General features: G+C 66.9%; 14 protein-coding genes. 5 read left to right on the plus strand and 9 right to left on the minus strand.

Features of this window, described 5'->3' with window-relative positions; translation table 11 throughout:
* Nucleotides 1-23: 23 nt before the first annotated feature.
* The 4 genes from BGO20_RS07990 to BGO20_RS08005 all read right to left on the minus strand — a co-directional run bounded on the left by BGO20_RS07990 (nt 24) and on the right by BGO20_RS08005 (nt 4,092).
* A complete protein-coding gene (locus tag BGO20_RS07990; RefSeq protein WP_291661313.1) occupies nt 24-854 on the minus strand; it encodes an ABC transporter permease in 831 nt (276 codons plus the stop codon).
* Nucleotides 855-858: 4 nt separating this feature from the next.
* Nucleotides 859-1,749 (minus strand): ABC transporter permease, encoded by an 891-nt coding sequence (locus tag BGO20_RS07995; RefSeq protein ID WP_291661314.1) that lies wholly within the window; start codon nt 1,747-1,749, stop codon nt 859-861.
* The gene (locus BGO20_RS08000; protein ID WP_291661716.1) at nt 1,746-2,813 is read right to left on the minus strand and encodes an ABC transporter ATP-binding protein; all 1,068 of its coding nucleotides are present in this window, start codon (nt 2,811-2,813) and stop codon (nt 1,746-1,748) included. Before BGO20_RS08000 ends, BGO20_RS07995 begins: the two co-directional genes overlap by 4 nt.
* Before the next feature lie 88 nt (nt 2,814-2,901).
* The gene (locus BGO20_RS08005; RefSeq protein WP_291661315.1) at nt 2,902-4,092 is read right to left on the minus strand and encodes an extracellular solute-binding protein; all 1,191 of its coding nucleotides are present in this window, start codon (nt 4,090-4,092) and stop codon (nt 2,902-2,904) included.
* A 161-nt stretch (nt 4,093-4,253) separates the two neighbouring features.
* Here BGO20_RS08005 and BGO20_RS08010 point away from each other — a divergent pair, with 161 nt between their 5' ends.
* Both BGO20_RS08010 and uxuA read left to right on the plus strand, forming a co-directional pair.
* Nucleotides 4,254-4,949, plus strand: a complete 696-nt coding sequence (locus BGO20_RS08010) for a GntR family transcriptional regulator (RefSeq protein ID WP_291661316.1) — start codon at nt 4,254-4,256, stop codon at nt 4,947-4,949.
* Between the two features lie 44 nt (nt 4,950-4,993).
* On the plus strand, nt 4,994-6,190 hold the full coding sequence (gene uxuA / locus BGO20_RS08015; RefSeq protein ID WP_291661318.1) for a mannonate dehydratase: 1,197 nt from the start codon (nt 4,994-4,996) through the stop codon (nt 6,188-6,190).
* A gap of 155 nt (nt 6,191-6,345) precedes the next feature.
* On the opposite strand, the gene BGO20_RS08020 is transcribed toward uxuA, so the two are convergent.
* The 5 genes from BGO20_RS08020 to BGO20_RS08040 form a co-directional block, all read right to left on the minus strand.
* Nucleotides 6,346-7,026: an urease accessory protein UreE gene (locus BGO20_RS08020; RefSeq protein ID WP_291661319.1), complete on the minus strand. Its 681-nt coding sequence runs from the start codon at nt 7,024-7,026 to the stop codon at nt 6,346-6,348.
* Between the two features lie 129 nt (nt 7,027-7,155).
* Nucleotides 7,156-8,034, minus strand: coding sequence for a DUF1003 domain-containing protein (locus tag BGO20_RS08025; protein WP_465246018.1), 879 nt, complete (start codon nt 8,032-8,034; stop codon nt 7,156-7,158).
* A 229-nt stretch (nt 8,035-8,263) separates the two neighbouring features.
* Complete coding sequence (locus BGO20_RS08030; protein ID WP_291661321.1) at nt 8,264-8,584, minus strand: hypothetical protein; 321 nt, start codon at nt 8,582-8,584, stop codon at nt 8,264-8,266.
* A 124-nt stretch (nt 8,585-8,708) separates the two neighbouring features.
* Nucleotides 8,709-9,599: a PfkB family carbohydrate kinase gene (locus tag BGO20_RS08035; protein WP_291661322.1), complete on the minus strand. Its 891-nt coding sequence runs from the start codon at nt 9,597-9,599 to the stop codon at nt 8,709-8,711.
* A gap of 4 nt (nt 9,600-9,603) precedes the next feature.
* Nucleotides 9,604-10,053 carry a VOC family protein gene (locus BGO20_RS08040; RefSeq protein WP_291661324.1) on the minus strand — a complete coding sequence of 150 codons (450 nt, stop codon included), beginning with the start codon at nt 10,051-10,053 and terminating at the stop codon, nt 9,604-9,606.
* A gap of 92 nt (nt 10,054-10,145) precedes the next feature.
* Between BGO20_RS08040 and BGO20_RS08045 the strand changes: the two genes are divergently transcribed.
* The 3 genes from BGO20_RS08045 to BGO20_RS08055 all read left to right on the plus strand — a co-directional run bounded on the left by BGO20_RS08045 (nt 10,146) and on the right by BGO20_RS08055 (nt 16,798).
* A complete protein-coding gene (locus BGO20_RS08045) occupies nt 10,146-11,585 on the plus strand; it encodes a cation-efflux pump (protein WP_291661325.1) in 1,440 nt (479 codons plus the stop codon).
* Nucleotides 11,586-11,650: 65 nt separating this feature from the next.
* Nucleotides 11,651-14,296 carry an aminopeptidase N gene (gene pepN, locus BGO20_RS08050; RefSeq protein ID WP_291661327.1) on the plus strand — a complete coding sequence of 882 codons (2,646 nt, stop codon included), beginning with the start codon at nt 11,651-11,653 and terminating at the stop codon, nt 14,294-14,296.
* Between the two features lie 213 nt (nt 14,297-14,509).
* Nucleotides 14,510-16,798: a PAS domain-containing sensor histidine kinase gene (locus tag BGO20_RS08055; protein ID WP_291661328.1), complete on the plus strand. Its 2,289-nt coding sequence runs from the start codon at nt 14,510-14,512 to the stop codon at nt 16,796-16,798.
* Nucleotides 16,799-16,800: the final 2 nt, after the last annotated feature.

Consider the following 16,800-nt stretch of genomic DNA (forward strand, 5'->3'; position numbering starts at 1 on the left):
TTTGCACGCCCGGGCCGCCGCCCTCACCTCTTGGCGCGGGCGACGATCTGCGTCGGGTTGACGAAGCGCAGCGCGATGATCAGCCAGATCAGCGTGGTGACCATGTAGATCACGGCCATGGCGTCGATCGACTGCACGGCGCGCACGCCCGAGGCAAAGACCGCGTAGTAGAGCGCGACGACCAGCGTCTGGCTGGTCGGGCCAGCGGTCAGGAAGGTCAATTCGAACATGGCGAGCGTCCTGACCAGCACCAGCAGCAGCGCCGCCAGGATGCCGGGCATCAGCAGCGGCAGCAGCACATGCACGAAGAGCTTGAAGGTGTTGGCGCCGAACACGCGCGCCGCCTGCTCGATCTTGGTGTCGATCTGCTCGATGAAGGGGATCATCACCAGGATGACGAAGGGGACCGTCGGCACGAGGTTCGCCAGCACGACGCCGGACATCTGGCCGGCGAAGCCGGTCTGGTAGAGCACCGTCGCCAGCGGGATGCCGAAGGTGATCGGCGGCACCAGCAGCGGCAGCAGGAAGAGCAGCATGACGAGCTTCTTGCCGGGGAAGTCCCGCCGCGCCAGCGCATAGGCCGCCGGCACGCCGATCAGGCCCGACAGCGCCACCACCAGGAAGACGATCTGGAAGGTGACGAACAGCACGTCATGAAGCTGGAACTCCGACCAGGCGGCGGAATACCACCGCGTCGTCCAGCCGGCCGGCAGCCAGGTGCCGAGCCAGCGCGTGGCGAAGGAAGAGGTCACCACCGTCGCGATCATCGCGAAGAGGTTGACGATGAAGAAGCCGATCAGCGTCCAGTTCGCGGCCGCCCAGAGCTTCGTCGAGAGACGGGTGTCTTTCACCATGGGATCAGCCCTTTCCGCCGCCAGCCGGGCCGCGATAGAGCAGGCCGCGCGCCGCCAGCACCGCGACGACGATGGCGAGCTGCACCACCGCCATGATCATCGCGACCGCCGAGGCCATGGAGTAATCGTATTCCTCGAAGGCCGCCTGATAGGCTGCGATCGAGATGACGCGCGTCGGCCCCGCCGGGGCCCCGAGCAGCACCGCCGACGGAAAGACCGAGAAGGCTTGCACGAAACTGAGGCAGAAGGTGATCGCCAGCCCCGGCAACAGCAATGGGAAAAGGATGTGCTTGAAGCGCTCCCACGGTCCCGCGCCCAGCGTCGCGCCCGCATTCTCCAGGGCCGGATCGATGCCCGAGAGATAGGAGAGCGTCAGCAGGAAGGTGAAGGGGAAGCCGGTGATGACCAGCGAGAGCATCACGCCCCAGTAGTTGTGGAGCAACTTCACCGGCGAGGAGATGATGCCGAGCGTCATGAGCGTGCGGTTGAACCAGCCCTGCGGACCGAGATAGTTCAGCAGGCCCTCGGCCACGAGAACCGTGCCGAGCGTGATCGGGATCACGAGGATCGTGGTCAGCAGGCGCTGGTTGCGCATCAGCCGGACACGGAAGGCGATCGGGATCGCCAGAGCCAGGGTCACGATCGTCACCGGCAGCGCCAGCCAGAGCGTCGTCGCGATGGTGCCGTACAGGAAGGAATCGGAGAAGAAGCGCTGGTAGTTGGCGAAGACGCCGCCCGCCTTCGGCTCGAAGGACAGGAAGAGCCCGTAAAGGAACGGGTAGATGAACAGCAGCAGCACGAACAGGATGGCCGGCACGACCAGCAGCGTGAGACCGTCGAGCCCGCGCGCCGCCAGCCGCTGCTTCAGCGGGATGGAAGGAGCAACGGTGGTCATGCCGCGGCTCCGTAGACCAGAACCCGGTCCGGATCGGCCGCGAGCGTCACCGCCTCGCCCGGCGACAGCTTGTCATGGGCGAGGAAGGAGAGGTCCGTACCGTCGGCCATGCGGGCGAAGCCGACGAATTCGCGGCCGCGGAACTCGGTCGAGACCACCTGGGCGTCAAGGCCCGGCTGGCCGGCGGCGACGGGCTGCAGGTCCTCGGGCCGGATGGCGAGCCAGGCCCCCGCGCCGGCCGTCACCTCGGTTCGGGTGCGGCCCGCGATCTGCGCATCGCCGACGGCGACCGTGGCGCGGCCATCGGCGGCGTTCGCGACCTTGCCCTTCACCTTGTTGCGGAAGCCCATGAACTCCGCGACGTCGAGATGGTCCGGGCGCGAGAACAGGTCCTCCGGCGTGCCGACCTGGCGCACGACGCCGTCGCGCAGCACGACGATGCGGTCGGCGAGCGAAAGCGCCTCTTCCTGATCGTGGGTGACGTAGATCGTGGTCGCGCCGAGCGTGTTGTGGATGCGGCGGATTTCGGCGCGCATCTCGAGGCGCAGCTTGGCGTCGAGATTCGAGAGCGGCTCGTCCATCAGCACCAGCGGCGGCTCCACCACGATGGCACGGGCGATGGCGACGCGCTGCTGTTGGCCGCCGGAAAGCTGGCCGGGCAGTTTCTCGGTCTGGCCCTGCAGGCGCACCAGCGCTGCCGCTTCAGCCACGCGCCGATCGATCTCGGCCTTGGGAACGCCGCGCATCTTCAGGCCGAAGCCGATATTCCTGTTCACGCTCATATGCGGGAAGAGCGCATAGTTCTGGAACACCATGCCGAAACCGCGCTCCTCCGGCCGCAGCGGGTCGATGCGCTTGTCGTCGAGCCAGATGCCGCCGCCGGTCGCCGGCAGCAGGCCCGCGATCAGGTTCAGCGTCGTCGACTTGCCGCAACCTGAAGGGCCGAGAAGGGCGATGAATTCGCCCTTGCCGATCGTCAGCGATACGTCCTTGAGGGCGTTGTGGCTGCCGAAGTCGCGGCTCAGGCGATCGAGCCTGAGCTCGCGGAAAGAGGCTGCGTTGATGGTCATGGCGTCCGGAATCTGGAGAGCTGGATCGAATGGTGACGGGTGGCGGGCTCCCCGATCGCGAAGCCCGCCACCCGGCCGGTCGTTACTTCTTCTTGGCGCCGCCGACCTGCTCGTCCCAGATGCGGAAAGCCGCAACCATCTTCTCGGGAGTCAGCGGTGTTTCCATGGGGTTGTCGGCGATCATCTTCTCGTATTCGGGGCGACCGAACTCGGCGATGGCCTTCTGGCTGGATTCCGGAGCCATCGAGAGCGGGACATCCTTCACCGCCGGACCGGGATAGAAATAGCCCTCGTCATAGGTGTAGGCCTGCTGCTGCGGCGTCAGCATGTGGCGGATCAGATCGAGCAGCACCGCGAGCTTCTCGTCGGAAACACCCTTCGGGATCATCATGTACTGGGCGTCCGTGACCCAGTGGAAGCCCTTCAGGGTCTGGACCTTGGCTTCCTTCGGCACGATGCCCAGGACGCGCGGGTTGATGTCCCAGCCCGTGGTGCTGACGATGATGTCGCGCGTGCCGTCACCCAGCTCCTTCATCGTCTGCCCGGTGCCGCCGGGGTAGTAGTCGATGTTCTCGCCGAGCTCCTTGAGGTAGGCCCAGGTCTTGTCCCAGCCCTTCTCCGGGTCCTTGGGGTCCTTGTCGCCGAGGAGATAGGGCAGCCCCATGATCCAGGTGCGACCGGGGCCGGAATTGGCCGGGCGCCCATAGAAGAAGCGGTTCTTGTTCTGCTTGGTCCAGGCCAGCAGCTCCTCGGCCGAGGTCGGAACCTGCTTGACCCGATCGGGCATGTACTCGAGCAGCGGGCCGGACGGATAGTACACCATCGCCATGCCCTGGCCCGAACCGAGATTGTGCATGGCCAGCGCAGGCTTCAGGTAGATGTCCTCAGGCTTCGGCAACTCCGAAGCGAATTGGGGCAGCAGTTCGACCCAGAGCTTCTGGTCGATGCCTGCCGACAGCACGTCGAGCCCGCCGATGACCAGATCGATGTCGAGGCGGCCGGCGCTCTGCTGGGCCTTGATCTTCGAGGGCAGCTCGGGAGCCGGCGCCTTGGTGAAGACCATGCGTGAAGCCATCTTCGGCTTCATCTTGGGATAGTTCTCGAGCGGCGTCTGCACCAGCGCCAGGGCGCCGCCGACGTCGACGACGCTGATCGTGACCGGCGAAGCCGGGACTTTCGGCTGCTGCGCGAAGACTCCCGGCGCATGTACGGCTGCGCCGAGGCCGGCGACGCCGCCGAGGAAGTGACGACGATTGATGCTGTCCTGAGCCATGTTATCTCCTCCAGATGCGGGGTTCCGCTTCTTTGCTTCTTGTCTTGCGCAGGTCCGGCCGCCGCCATCCGACACCCGCCTATCAACCGCCCGGCCCTGCCAAGTTGACGCAAGCCCCGGTTAATCGGTATCCTAGTATACTAGTCGTCAAGAGCTTGGCAATGGCCCATCCGGCAAGCCGTCATAGCACGGATCAGATCTACAGCATGCTGCGCACCGACATCATCAGCGGCGCGCTGAAGCCGCGCGAGTCGATGTCGGAGGCGCGGATGGCGCTGCGCTTCGGCGTCAGCCGCACGCCCGTGCGCGAGGCGTTCAAGCGGCTCGTCGATGAAGGTTTCCTCGTCGCGGTGCCTCAGGTCGGCACCTTCGTCGCACCGATCGATCTGGCGGCCGTGCACGACAGCCAGTTCGTCCGCGAGACGCTGGAGTGCCGCACGGTCGTGCTGGCCGCGCAGCGCATCGGCGAGGCCGATTGCCGCCGGCTCGAAGCGCAGATCGACGCACAGGCGCAGGCCGTACTGCGGCAGGACCGGGCGGAGATCTTCCGTCTGGACGAGGTTTTCCACGCGGAGATCTCGCGCATCGCCGGCCATCGCGCCGTCTGGAGCATGATCGAGGGCGTGAAAGCGCAGATGGACCGGGTGCGCTGCCTCTCCCTGGAAACGCCCTCCTGGTCTGAAGTGATCCTGAACGAGCACAGGATCATTGCAGCCTGCGTCATCAAGCATGACGCGAAGGGAGCGGAGGCCGCTATGCGCGCGCATCTGCGGACCGTCTTCGCGACGATCGACACCATCGCGAAGGATCATGCCGACGCCTTCGACGATTCCAGGCTCGCCCACGAAGGCCCCTGACGCCGCCCTCCGCACAGCGACATTTCTCACGAGGATACAAGACCATGGAACAATGCTGGCGCTGGTTCGGGCCGGACGATGTCGTGACTCTGGCACAGGCCCGGCAGGCCGGCGCGAGCGGCATTGTCAATTCGCTGCACCAGATTCCCTATGGCGTAGTCTGGAGCGTCGAGGAGATCGAGAAGCGCCAGGCCATTGTCCGTTCGGACAGGAGCCTCGGCCTGGAATGGAAGGTGGTCGAGAGCCTGCCGATCCATGAGAGCGTCAAGATCGGCGAAGGCGACCTCGAAACCATCTTCGAGAACTACCGCCAGTCGATGCGCAACCTCGCCGCCTGCGGGCTCGAGGTGATCTGCTACAATTTCATGCCGGTGCTGGACTGGACCCGCACCGAGCTCGCCCACAAGCTGCCCGGCGGCGGCACGGCCCTGCGCTTCAACCTGCACGAATATGTCGCGCTCGACCACTTCATGCTGAAGCGCAAGGGCGCCGACGAGGGCCATTCGGCCGACGTGATGGACAAGGCCAAGGCCTGGTTCGAGAGGTCGACACAGGCCGATCGCGACCGGCTGCTCTCCAGCGTCATGGCCGGTCTGCCCGGCGCCTTCGACCGCTACGACCTGCCCGGCCTCGCACGCATTCTCGAACGCTATGCCGGCATCACCCATGAGAAGCTGCGCGAGAACCTGAAGCGCTTCCTCGAAGCGATCATCCCGACGGCCGAGGAGGTCGGCATCCGGATGTGCATCCACCCGGACGATCCGCCGCGGCCGCTCTTCGGCCTGCCGCGCATCTGCTCGGACGAGGATGACATCGCCTATATCCTCGACGCCGTCGATTCTCCCGCGAACGGACTGACGCTCTGTTCCGGCTCGCTCGGCGCCAATCCGAAGAACGACGTTCCGGGCATCGCGCGTCGCTTCGCCGACAGGATCTGGTTCGCGCATCTGCGCAACGTCGCCAAGGACCCCGACGGCTCCTTCATGGAGGCCGAGCATCTCGGCGGCGACACCGACATGGTCGCGCTGGTCGACGCGCTGATGGCCGAGGAACAGCGCCGCAAGGCCGCGGGCCTCACCGCCTGGCAAATTCCGATGCGGCCCGACCACGGCCACGAACTGCTCGACGACCTCGGCAAGGGCTCTTTTCCGGGCTACCCGGCCGTTGGCCGCCTGCGTGGGCTCGCGGAGCTGCGCGGCGTGATGACGGCGCTGGCGCAGGTCAAGGGCTACGACGCCTGAAACTCGAAAGGCGGGCTAAGCGCCCGCCTTTCTGCAAAGACCGTCAGCCGTGGTTCTCGGGCGAAGCGAAGCGCGGACCCGAAAATCTCCGGCAAAAGTGCGCTCACGGCCCGCGATGCTCGGGCCGAGCCCGAGCATGACGCGCTGCATCCGCCTCAGTGGTCGTGGGAATGGCCCTTGTGGCCATGCGCGGCGCCATGACCGTGACCATGATCGTGGTGGCCGTGCCCATGATGGTCGTGATCATGACCGCAGCCGCAACCTTCACCATGGGCATGCTCGTGCTTGTGGCCGTGCTCATGCTTGTGCTCATGCGCATGACCGTGGTGGTCGGGGCCATGGTCATGATCGTGATGGCCATGGTGATGATGGTCGTGGCCGCAGCCGCAATCGTCGCCATGGGCGTGGTGATGCACCTCCGGCTCCGGCTGGAAAGGCCGCTCGACCGGCGTCATCGCGCAGCCCTGCCCGCGCACCAGCTCAGCCAGCGCCGGATCGTTGGGGACGTAGAGCGCATCGGCCGTCATTTCGGCCGGGACGTGATGGCCGCCGAGATGCCAGGCGAGGCGCGTCAGCCGCAGCGGGTTCTCGGCACGAACCGCCAGCAGGCTTTCGGGCACGGCCCTGACCTGCACGAGACGGCCATCCTCCAGCTTGAGGGCATCGCCGTCGTTCAGCACTGCCGGCTTGTCGAGCGCGATCTCGATCTCGAGCCCGCCCGCCGTCGTCGCGGTCACGCCGCCGCGATTGCGGTCGCGGTGCGCGAGACCGAGCGTGTCCGCGACGCGCTCGGGGCGGACGGCGGCCTTGCGAACGAGGGAGTTGGCGCGAAGCATCTGCGATGATCCCTTGGCTGGGGCCGGAGCCATCGTCGGCTCGCGGCCCGGATCGCACCTCAGTAGCACAAACGGACGGCCGCGCTACCGCGCTTTCGGCGTCGCGCCGAGGTGCCGCACCGGCGGGGTTCAGCTCTCGCCGGAAGCAGGAGGTTCCACCGTCGGCGGAGCCGCCTCTTCGGCGGATGGGGCTCGCTTGGGCTTGGCCTTCGGCTTCTTCTTGACCTTCTTGACCACGACCTTCGGACGTGCCGGGCGGGCCTGCTGGTCCTGCAGCATCTCGAGCTGGACCTGCTGGATCTCGGCGAGGCGCTGCCATTGGCGGGTGATCAGATGGTCCATCTTCTCGTGCAGATGGCGGATCTCGAGCTCGGCCTTGAGATTGACCTGATAGTCGTTGGCCGAGCGCAGCCTGTCCTTCGCCTCCTGGCGCTTCTGGCTCATCATGATGATCGGAGCCTGGATCGCGGCGATGCAGGACAGCACCAGATTGAGCAGGATGAAGGGGTAGGGATCGAAGGCATTGGCCGCCCCCATCGCCACATTCACCGCCATCCAGACGAAGAGCACCACGGCGAAGCTGATCAGGAAGGCCCAGGAGCCGCCGAAACTGGCGAGATTGTCGGACAGGCGCTCGCCGAGCGTGCGGTGTTCCTCGAAATCGTCCTCGACGTTCTCGGCGATGGTTTCCTGACGGGCGATGCTCTCGGCGACCTCGCGGTCGAGGTCGGAATACTCGCCGTGCTCCTCGCGCAGGATCTCCTCGACGTAGCGCGTGCGGTAGCGCGCAAGCTCCTTGAGGCTGATCAGGGCATGGTCGGGAAGTTCGGGAAAGTCGTTGCGGATGTGCTCGGCCAATGCCGGACGCAGCGTTCCGATCTCGATGAGGTTCTTCCGGGCGGTCTCCTGCCCGCTGATCGCGCAGACGCCGCGCTTGCGGCCGGCACCGGCGCGCGCCGCGGGAAGCTCGAAGGGTTCCGCGACCGGCGGAATATCGAGCCCCGACATCTCGTGCTTGTCGTCGGATCTTTCGCTCACGCGTGACCTATCGGGTTCCTGCCGAACTCGCCCAGCCGACGCCGGACCCCTTCCGATCGCAGCGACGGCAAGGTCGCCCCGCCGTTCCGGCGACGGGGCGACCTTGCATTGTGTTATGCCATCGATTTTCTGCGGAAAAGTGGCTTTTCCGTTTCAGCCGGGCGCCTAGGCATCCGGCTTGACCGAATCGGCGAAGAATTCAGGACGTCGCCTTGCCCTGATCGTCGTCGTCCTCCGGCTCCTCCTCGGAATCCTCATCGGCCTCGTCGTCGTCCTCCGCCAGGTCGTCCTCGTCGTCCAGATCGAGATATTCGTAGCCGAAGACGATCTCGCCGGTTTCGGGATCGAAGGCGCTGACGGAGGAATCCTCGAAGGCCTCGATCAGCATTTCCGCATCGTCCGGCCCGTCGACATCGAAACGACGGACCGCGGCCTCGCCCTCGGCCTTGAGCACGAGCTCGATCGACCAGCCCCGGCCGGTGGTGTCGTAGATGCACTTCAAACCCTGGATCGGCAGCATGCGGCTCTCCTTAGGTTGACCAGATGCGCAACGGCGCATGACCGGTCTGATGCCCCAGCCGCGTGACGACCACGCGACGCCACCGCCTTCCGGCGGGATCGCCGCGCCCGAAGCGCAGACCGGATCAGCGCTGCTCGGCGAGGAAGCGTTCCACCTCCTCCCGCCCCGGCGCGCCGCCCCGGCCGCCGAAGCGCGTGCATTTCAGCGCGGCCGCGGCGGATGCGAAGCGGATCGCCTCGACCTCGCCGCGCCGCTCCGCGAGAGCGAGGGCGAAGGCGCCGTGCCAGACATCGCCCGCGCCCAACGTGTCGACGGTCTCGACCACGAAGGCGGGGCTGTGGCGAACCTCGCCGTCCCAGTGCAGGACGCCCTCCTTGCCGAGCGTGACCGCGATCCAGGTCGAGGCGTCGCGGGCGATCCTGGCAAGGCCCAGGCGCGGATCCTCCTCGCCGGAGACCTCGCGCAGCGCCTGCTGGCTGAAGACGACATGGCTCGCCGCCGCGACGAGGTCGGGATGGGGCGGCTTGCGATCGCCGTCGAGCACCCCCGGCCTGCCGGCCCCGCGCGCGAGCCGCAGCGCCGCAAGAGCGCCCTCGCCCCAGCGCGTGTCCGCCAGAACGGCACCCGCCCCCTCGGGCAACGCGCGCGGCAACCAGCCGGCATCTTCAGGCATCGCCGGGTCGGAATGCGAGATCACCATGCGCTCACCCTGCGCATCGACCAGGATGGCCGAGACCGGCGAGGTCAGACCGGCGACGCGGCGGGCGAAGCGGGTATCGACTCCCTCCGCGTTCAGGTCGGCGACGATCCTGTCCCCGGTGAAGTCGTCGGCGAGGCGCGTCGCCAGCCAGCAGGCACCGCCGAGGCGGGCGATGGCGACCGAGGCATTGCCGGCGCAGCCGCCGCCGACGACGGCAAGGCCGCGCGAGCGGTACTTCTCGCCGCGGGTCGGCATGGTCTCGACGCTGTAGACATAGTCGAGCGTTGCGATGCCGAGGCAGAAGACGCCGGCCAAGTCGTTACCAGCTCCCGGTGTTCGGCATGCTCGCCCACGGTTCCGCCGGCGGCTTCGGATCGCCCTTCTGGAGCAACTCGATCGAGATGTTGTCGGGGGAGCGGATGAAGGCCATGTTGCCGTCGCGCGGCGGGCGGTTGATGGTGACGCCGGCCTTCATCAGCTTGTCGCAGGTCGCGTAGATATCGTCGACCTCATAGGCGAGATGACCGAAATTGCGGCCGCCGGTGTAGCTTTCCGGATCCCAGTTAAAGGTCAGCTCCAGCGTCGGGCGGCCGCGCGAGGCGCCGGCCTTCGCCTCCGCCAGATCGTCCGAGGCGGCGAGGAAGACCAGCGTGAAGCGGCCCTTCTCGTTCTCGATCCGGCGGGTTTCGACCAAGCCGAACTTGTTGACGTAGAAGTCCAGCGCCTGATCGAGGTCGGTCACGCGGACCATGGTGTGGAGATATCGCATCGGTCTTCCTCGCTGATCGGGAACAGGGTTGATCCGGCTCTTAAATCAGGCAAGAGCTTCGCCGTTCCAAGCGACGCCATACAGGACGAGCCATGACGACAACGCAAGACGGACCGGCGACGGCCCCGCCTGAGCGCGCCACGCCCGCCCAGATCGCGCATATCAAGCAGCGGGCGGCGATCCTTTCCGTGATGGCGACCATCCTGCTGACGGCCGCGAAGATCGTCGGCGCGCTGCTCTCCGGCTCGCTCGCCCTGCTCACCGATGCGCTCCAGGGACTGGTCGATGTCGGCTCGACGCTGTTCACCTGGTTCGCGGTCCGCGCCTCCGACAAGCCGGCCGACGACGAGCATCACTACGGCCACGGCAAGGTCGAGGCGCTCGCAGCGCTGGTCGAGACCGCCATCCTCTTCACCCTCGCCGGAGCGATCCTCTGGGAAGCCGGCAACCGGCTGTGGAACAACATCATCGAGCACGTCGCGGTGACGCCGATCGTCATCGGCGTGATGCTGCTGTCGATGACCGTCGACGCCATTCGCTGGCGCTCTCTGACCAAGGTCGCCCAGGAGACGGGCAGCGAGGCACTGGCCGGCGAGGCGACGCATTTCTCGGCCGACTTCATCGGCTCGGCCCTCGTTCTGCTCGGGCTGATCGGCGTCTGGTACGGCGTCGAGCGGGCCGACACCCTCGCCGCCTTCGCCATCGCCGCCTATACCGCCTTTTCGGCCTACAGGCTGGCCCGGCGAACCCTCGACACGCTGATGGACGCTGCGCCCGAAGGCGTCAGCGAAAGGCTGCACGAGGCCGCCCGCATGGTGCCCGGCGTCGTCGGCATCAACTGGCTGCGCGTCCGGCCCGCCGGCGGACGCGTCCACGGCGAGATCGGCATCAGCGTTTCGCGGACTCTGCCGCTGGAACGGGTCACCGCGATCAAGGCCGAGCTCGCCGCGGCACTGATGCTGACGGAGCCGAGCGCCGAGATCACCATCACCGCCGATCCCGTGCAGGTCGACGACGAGACCGCGCTGGAACGCGTGCTCCTGATCGCGCTCAAGCTGAAGATCCCGGTCCATCACGTCACCGTGCACTCGATCGGCGACAAGCTTTCCGTCAGCCTCGACATGGAGGTCGACCAGACGCTGCCCCTTGGCGAGGCGCACGAGATCGCGACGCGGCTGGAGAATGCCATCCGAGCCGAATTCGGTGGCGAGACCGAGGTCGAGACTCATATCGAGCCGATGGAAACCGGCCAGCCCGCCGGTCACAATGCCGCCTGGGAGACGGTCGAGGATATCGGCAAGGCCCTCGCCGGCGAAACCGCCAGGCTCGCCGGGCCGATCCACGACATCCACAGCGTGCGCGTGCGCCAGACCGCCAAGGGGCTGGTGGTGAACTATCATTGCCGGGTCGATCCGGCGCTCGATGTCGCGGCCGTCCATGCCGCGGTGGACGCGATCGAGCGCGCGGTGCGCATCGCAAGGCCGCAAGTCTGCCGGCTGGTCAGCCACGCCGAGCCGGCCGTCAGCGGCTAGCGGGGTTTCGAGCCCGTCCGGCAGAGGCTACATACGGAACCCTGACCTTTGCCATCAGGGTTGCCATGCGTACCGAAGATGCCCCGCTGATCCGCCTCGAGGATTACCGCCCGTCCGACTGGCTGATCGATACCGTCGATCTCGACGTCAGCCTGCACCCGACGAAGACGCGTGTGCGCTCCCTGCTGAGCCTGCGCCCCAACCCGGCCGGGCAGCCCGGTGCGCCGCTGACCCTCGACGGCGACGAACTCTCCCTCAAGACGATCAGCCTCGACGGCAAGCCGCTCGACGCCTCCGCCTATGCGGCGAGCCCGCAGGCGCTGACGATCCACGCTCCCCCGCGGCGCGGCTTCACCTTGACGATCGAGACCGAAATCGACCCTTCCGCGAACACCAAGCTGATGGGGCTCTATCGCTCGTCGAAGGTCTATTGCACGCAATGCGAGGCAGACGGCTTCCGCCGCATCACCTATTTCCTCGACCGGCCGGACGTGATGAGCGTCTACACGGTCAGGCTCGAAGCGGCGAAAGCCGAGGCGCCGGTGCTGCTCTCCAACGGCAATCTCGTCGCGGCGGCCGAGCTGCCGGGCGGCGAGCGGCACTTCGCCGTCTGGCACGATCCGCATCCCAAGCCCGCCTATCTCTTCGCATTGGTCGGCGGCGCGCTCGACCATGTCCGGCAGGACTACGTCACCGCCGACGGCCACAAGGTCGAACTCGCCATCTATGTCGAGCCCGGCAAGGCCGAGCGCGCCGGCTGGGCGCTGGATTCGCTGGTCCGCTGCATGCGCTGGGACGAGCAGGTCTTCGGCCGCAACTACGATCTCGACGTGTTCAGCGTCGTCGCCGTGTCGGATTTCAACATGGGGGCGATGGAGAACAAGGGCCTCAACATCTTCAACGACAAATACGTGCTGGCCGATCCGCAAACCGCGACCGATGGCGACTACGCCTCGATCGAGGCGATCATCGCGCATGAGTATTTCCACAACTGGACCGGCAACCGCATCACCTGCCGCGACTGGTTCCAGCTCTGCCTGAAGGAAGGCCTCACCGTCTTCCGCGACCAGGAGTTCTCCGCCGACGAGCGCTCCCGCCCGGTGAAACGCATCGCCGATGTCCGCACCCTGCGCTCGACCCAGTTCTCGGAGGATGCCGGCCCCCTCGCCCATCCCGTGCGACCGCGTGCCTATAAGGAAATCAACAACTTCTACACGCCGACGGTCTATGAGAAGGGCGCGGAGGTCATCCGCATGCTCAAGGTCCTGATCGGCGACGACGCCTTCCGGCGCGGCATGGACCTCTATTTCGAGCGCTGCGACGGCACGGCGGCGACGATCGAGGAATTCCTCGCCTGCTTCGCGGAAGCCTCGGCCAAGGACCTCTCCGATTTCGCGCGCTGGTACGAGCAGGCCGGCACGCCGACCATCGTGGCCTCGGGACGCTACGATGCGGCGACGCAGCGCTATACGCTCGACCTGGCGCAGAGCACGCCACCCACGCCGGGGCAAAGCGACAAGAAGCCGATGGTGCTGCCGATCAAGCTCGGCCTGGTCGGCGCCCATGGCGACCTGCCGCTGAAGACGCAGTCCAACGCCTATGCCGGCGACGGGCTCGTCGTGCTCGACAGCCCTTCGCTCTCCATCACCTTCGAGGGCGTGACGGAAGCGCCGATCCCGTCGCTGCTGCGCGGCTTCTCGGCGCCGGCACGGCTGGAACTCGACCTGTCCGATGCCGATCTCGTACGGCAGTTCTCCACCGACAGCGATTCCTTCAATCGCTGGCAGGCCTTGCAGAGCATCGCGACGCGCGCTCTGGTGGCTGCCGGCAAGGCCGGAGCCGAGCGCGGAGCATTCGCCGCGACCACCGCCAAGCTCGGGAATGCGCTGGACGGCTTCCTGCAGACGGATGCGCTAGCCGACCCCGCCTTCGCGGCGCAGGTGCTGCGCTTGCCCGCGCCGGCCGACATCGCCCGCGAGATCGGCAAGGAGATCGATCCGGATGCGATCTTCGCTGCCCATCGCGCCCTGTCGAGCGCCATTGGCACGGCGCTTCTGCCGCGACTGTCCGGTCTGCGCCAGGCGCTGGAGACGAAGGGGCCGTACAAGGCCGATGCCGCCTCGGCCGGGCGACGCGCGCTGCGCAACGAGTTGCTCGGCCTCACCGCGCTGGCCGCGCCGGAGGACGGGGCGAGGCTGTGCGAGGAGCAGTTCGAGACGGCCGACAATCTCACCGACCGGCTGGCGGCACTGGCAGCTATGACGCTGGTCCCGGGCCGACGCCGCGAAGCGCTGATCGCCCGCTTTTCCGAGGCCTATGCGGGCGAGCCGCTGGTGCTCGACAAATGGCTGATGGCGCAGGCGCTCATCGCCGAGCCGGAGACTCTGGATCGGGTCAAGCGATTGATGCAGCACCCCGCCTTTTCCCTCGGCAACCCGAACCGGGTGCGGGCGTTGATCGGCGGCTTCGCGGCCAACCTCACCCAGTTCAACCGGGCCGATGGCGAGGGCTATGGCTTCGTCGCCGACATGGTGACCGCGCTCGATCGAACGAACCCGCAGGTCGCCTCGCGCCTGCTCGGCTCGTTCAAGAGCTGGCGCATGCTCGAGCCCGGCCGCCGGCGTTTGGCGCAGGAGGCGCTGGCGCTGGTGGCGCGCACGCCGAACCTCTCGCGCGACGTCTCCGACATCGCCGAACGGGCGCTGGCCTGAGAGGTTAACGGGACCGCTCGAAAAAGGTTAACGATCCATTACGCGCACAGGATTCATTCGAGCGATCGACACAACCATAGGGCGCATTCTGCATGGTTGACTCAACTCAAGGCTAGACAAACCGAGTCGCGCGGATTCAACTGACTGTGATTCGCGGGGATGCGGCACGTCTCCCGATCTTACTGACGGTAAAGTTCCGAAGGGGGACCGGGCATGTCGCGTGCCAACGCGCAGTGCGCATCCGTGCGCGCCGATACGATTCTGGGTGTAGCGCGCTCGCTGACCCATCCGTTGTATCAGCGCTTCGAGAGCTTCGAGCCCACCTTCCGTACGGCTATCCCGCTGCTCGTCGGCATCTTCATCGTGATCCTGAGCGCCGGCGTCGCGATCCAGACGGCGGCGCTGCGCGAGGACGCCCTGATCGACGCGACCGGCGACATGGAGGTGATCTCCGCCCTGATCGCCCGAGAGCTCGACAACGGCAGCCAGACAGGGAAGGAGCCCGGCGCGGTCCTCGCCGGCATGGCCGCGAAGCACCTCTCCTCGCGCGGACGCATCGTGCATGTCAGCGGCGCCGACGGACGCGTCATCGCCAGTGAACCCACCATCGGCCAGACATCGCGCACGCTGGTCGACTTCCTCGGCCAGACCCAGCCGCTCACCGTCTTCGGCGACCGCGCCGGAGTGATGCGCATCACCCTTCCCGGCGGCCCGGAGGTCTTGGCCGTCGTCCGCAACCTGGCGAGCCCGCTCGGGCAAGTCGCCGTGCTGCAGCCGGTCTCCCGCGCCCTGTCCCTGTGGCAGGACCGGCGCACCAGCCTCGGCATCCTGTTCGGGGCGGCCGGAGCGGTGCTGGCCATGACGACGCTCGCTTTCATGCTCCAGTCCAAGCGCGCCAGTGCCGCCGACCAGGACTGCGACTGCGTGCGCGAGCGCATCGATACCGCGCTCAACCGCGGCCATTGCGGCCTCTGGGACTGGGATCTCGCCCGCGGACGGATCTACTGGTCGGATTCGATGTACGCCCTGCTCGGCTACGACCGCCGCGGCGAGTACATGTCCTTCGGCGAGGTGATGAGCTTCATCCACCACGAGGACGTCGACCTCTACGCCCTGGCCGACGCGATCAGCCGCGGCGAGACCAGCCATATCGACCAGGACTTCCGCGTCCGCAACGCCGATGGCGACTGGATCTGGCTGAAGGCGCGCGCCGAGCTCGTCGTCGATCGCCGCACCCAGTCGCACCATCTGGTCGGCATCGTGGTCGACATTTCCGAGCAGCGCCGCATGGCCGAGCGCACTGCCACTGCCGACGCCCGCCTGCGTGACGCCGTCGAGGCGATCTCGGAAGCCTTCGTGCTCTGGGATTCGGAGAACCGGCTGGTGCTCTGCAACGCCAAGTACCAGCAGCTCCACCAGATCGCTCCCGAGATGCTGCTGACCGGCACGAGCCATGACGAGATCATGGCGCTCAGCGCCCAGCCTCATATCGACCGCGAGCCCGTGCGCACCCTGCGCGGCGCCGCCTCCTACGAAGCGCGCCTCTCGGATGGCCGCTGGCTGCAGGTCAACGGTCGGCGCACCAAGGATGGCGGCTCGGTCTCGGTCGGCACGGATATCACCAAGCTGAAGCAGCAGGAGGAGCGGCTAACGCAGTCCGAGCACCAGCTCCTGATGCATGTCACCGATCTCAAGGCCTCGCGGCAGAAGCTCGAGGCACAGGCCCAGCAGCTCGCCGACCTCGCCGAGCGCTACCTCGAACAGAAGGCCGCGGCCGAGAGCGCCAACCGCGCCAAGTCCGAATTCCTCGCCAATATGAGCCACGAGCTGCGCACGCCGCTCAATGCCATCATCGGCTTTTCCGAGATCATGGAAGGCGGGATGTTCGGCCCGCTCGGCGACAAATACACCGACTATGTTCGCGACATCCGCTCCAGCGGCGGCTATCTGCTCGGCATCATCGACGACATCCTCGACATGTCGCGCATCGAATCCGGCAAGATGCGGCTGGAGCGCAGCGAGATCGCGATCAAGCCCGTGCTGGACGAGGCCGTCCGCAAGGTGGAAGCCGAGATGGAGCGCAAGCAGCTCGCCTTCACCATCGAAGGTCCGACCGACACCCATATCGAGGCCGACCCGCACGCCCTCTATCAGATCCTCGGCAACCTGCTCGACAACGCCGTCAAGTTCACGCCGGAAGGCGGGCGCATCGCGGTGCGCACGCGCCATGTGCCGGGTGCCATCAACGTCTTCATCGAGGATACCGGCATCGGCATCCCGAAGGACAAGATCGACCGGGTCGGGCGTCCGTTCGAGCAGGTCGAGGGCGATCTGGTGCGCAGCTACAAGGGCTCGGGGCTGGGCCTTGCCATCGCCCGCTCGCTGGCGGAGCTGCATGGCGGTTCCCTGCGGCTGCGCTCCGCCATGGGCGCCGGCACGGTCGTCATGGTGCATCTGCCGCTCGACGGCGGCGCCGGGCGGGTCACCGCCGAGGCGGCGTGACC

Source organism: Allobosea sp. 67-29 (assembly GCF_001898115.1).
Lineage (GTDB): Bacteria > Pseudomonadota > Alphaproteobacteria > Rhizobiales > Beijerinckiaceae > Allobosea.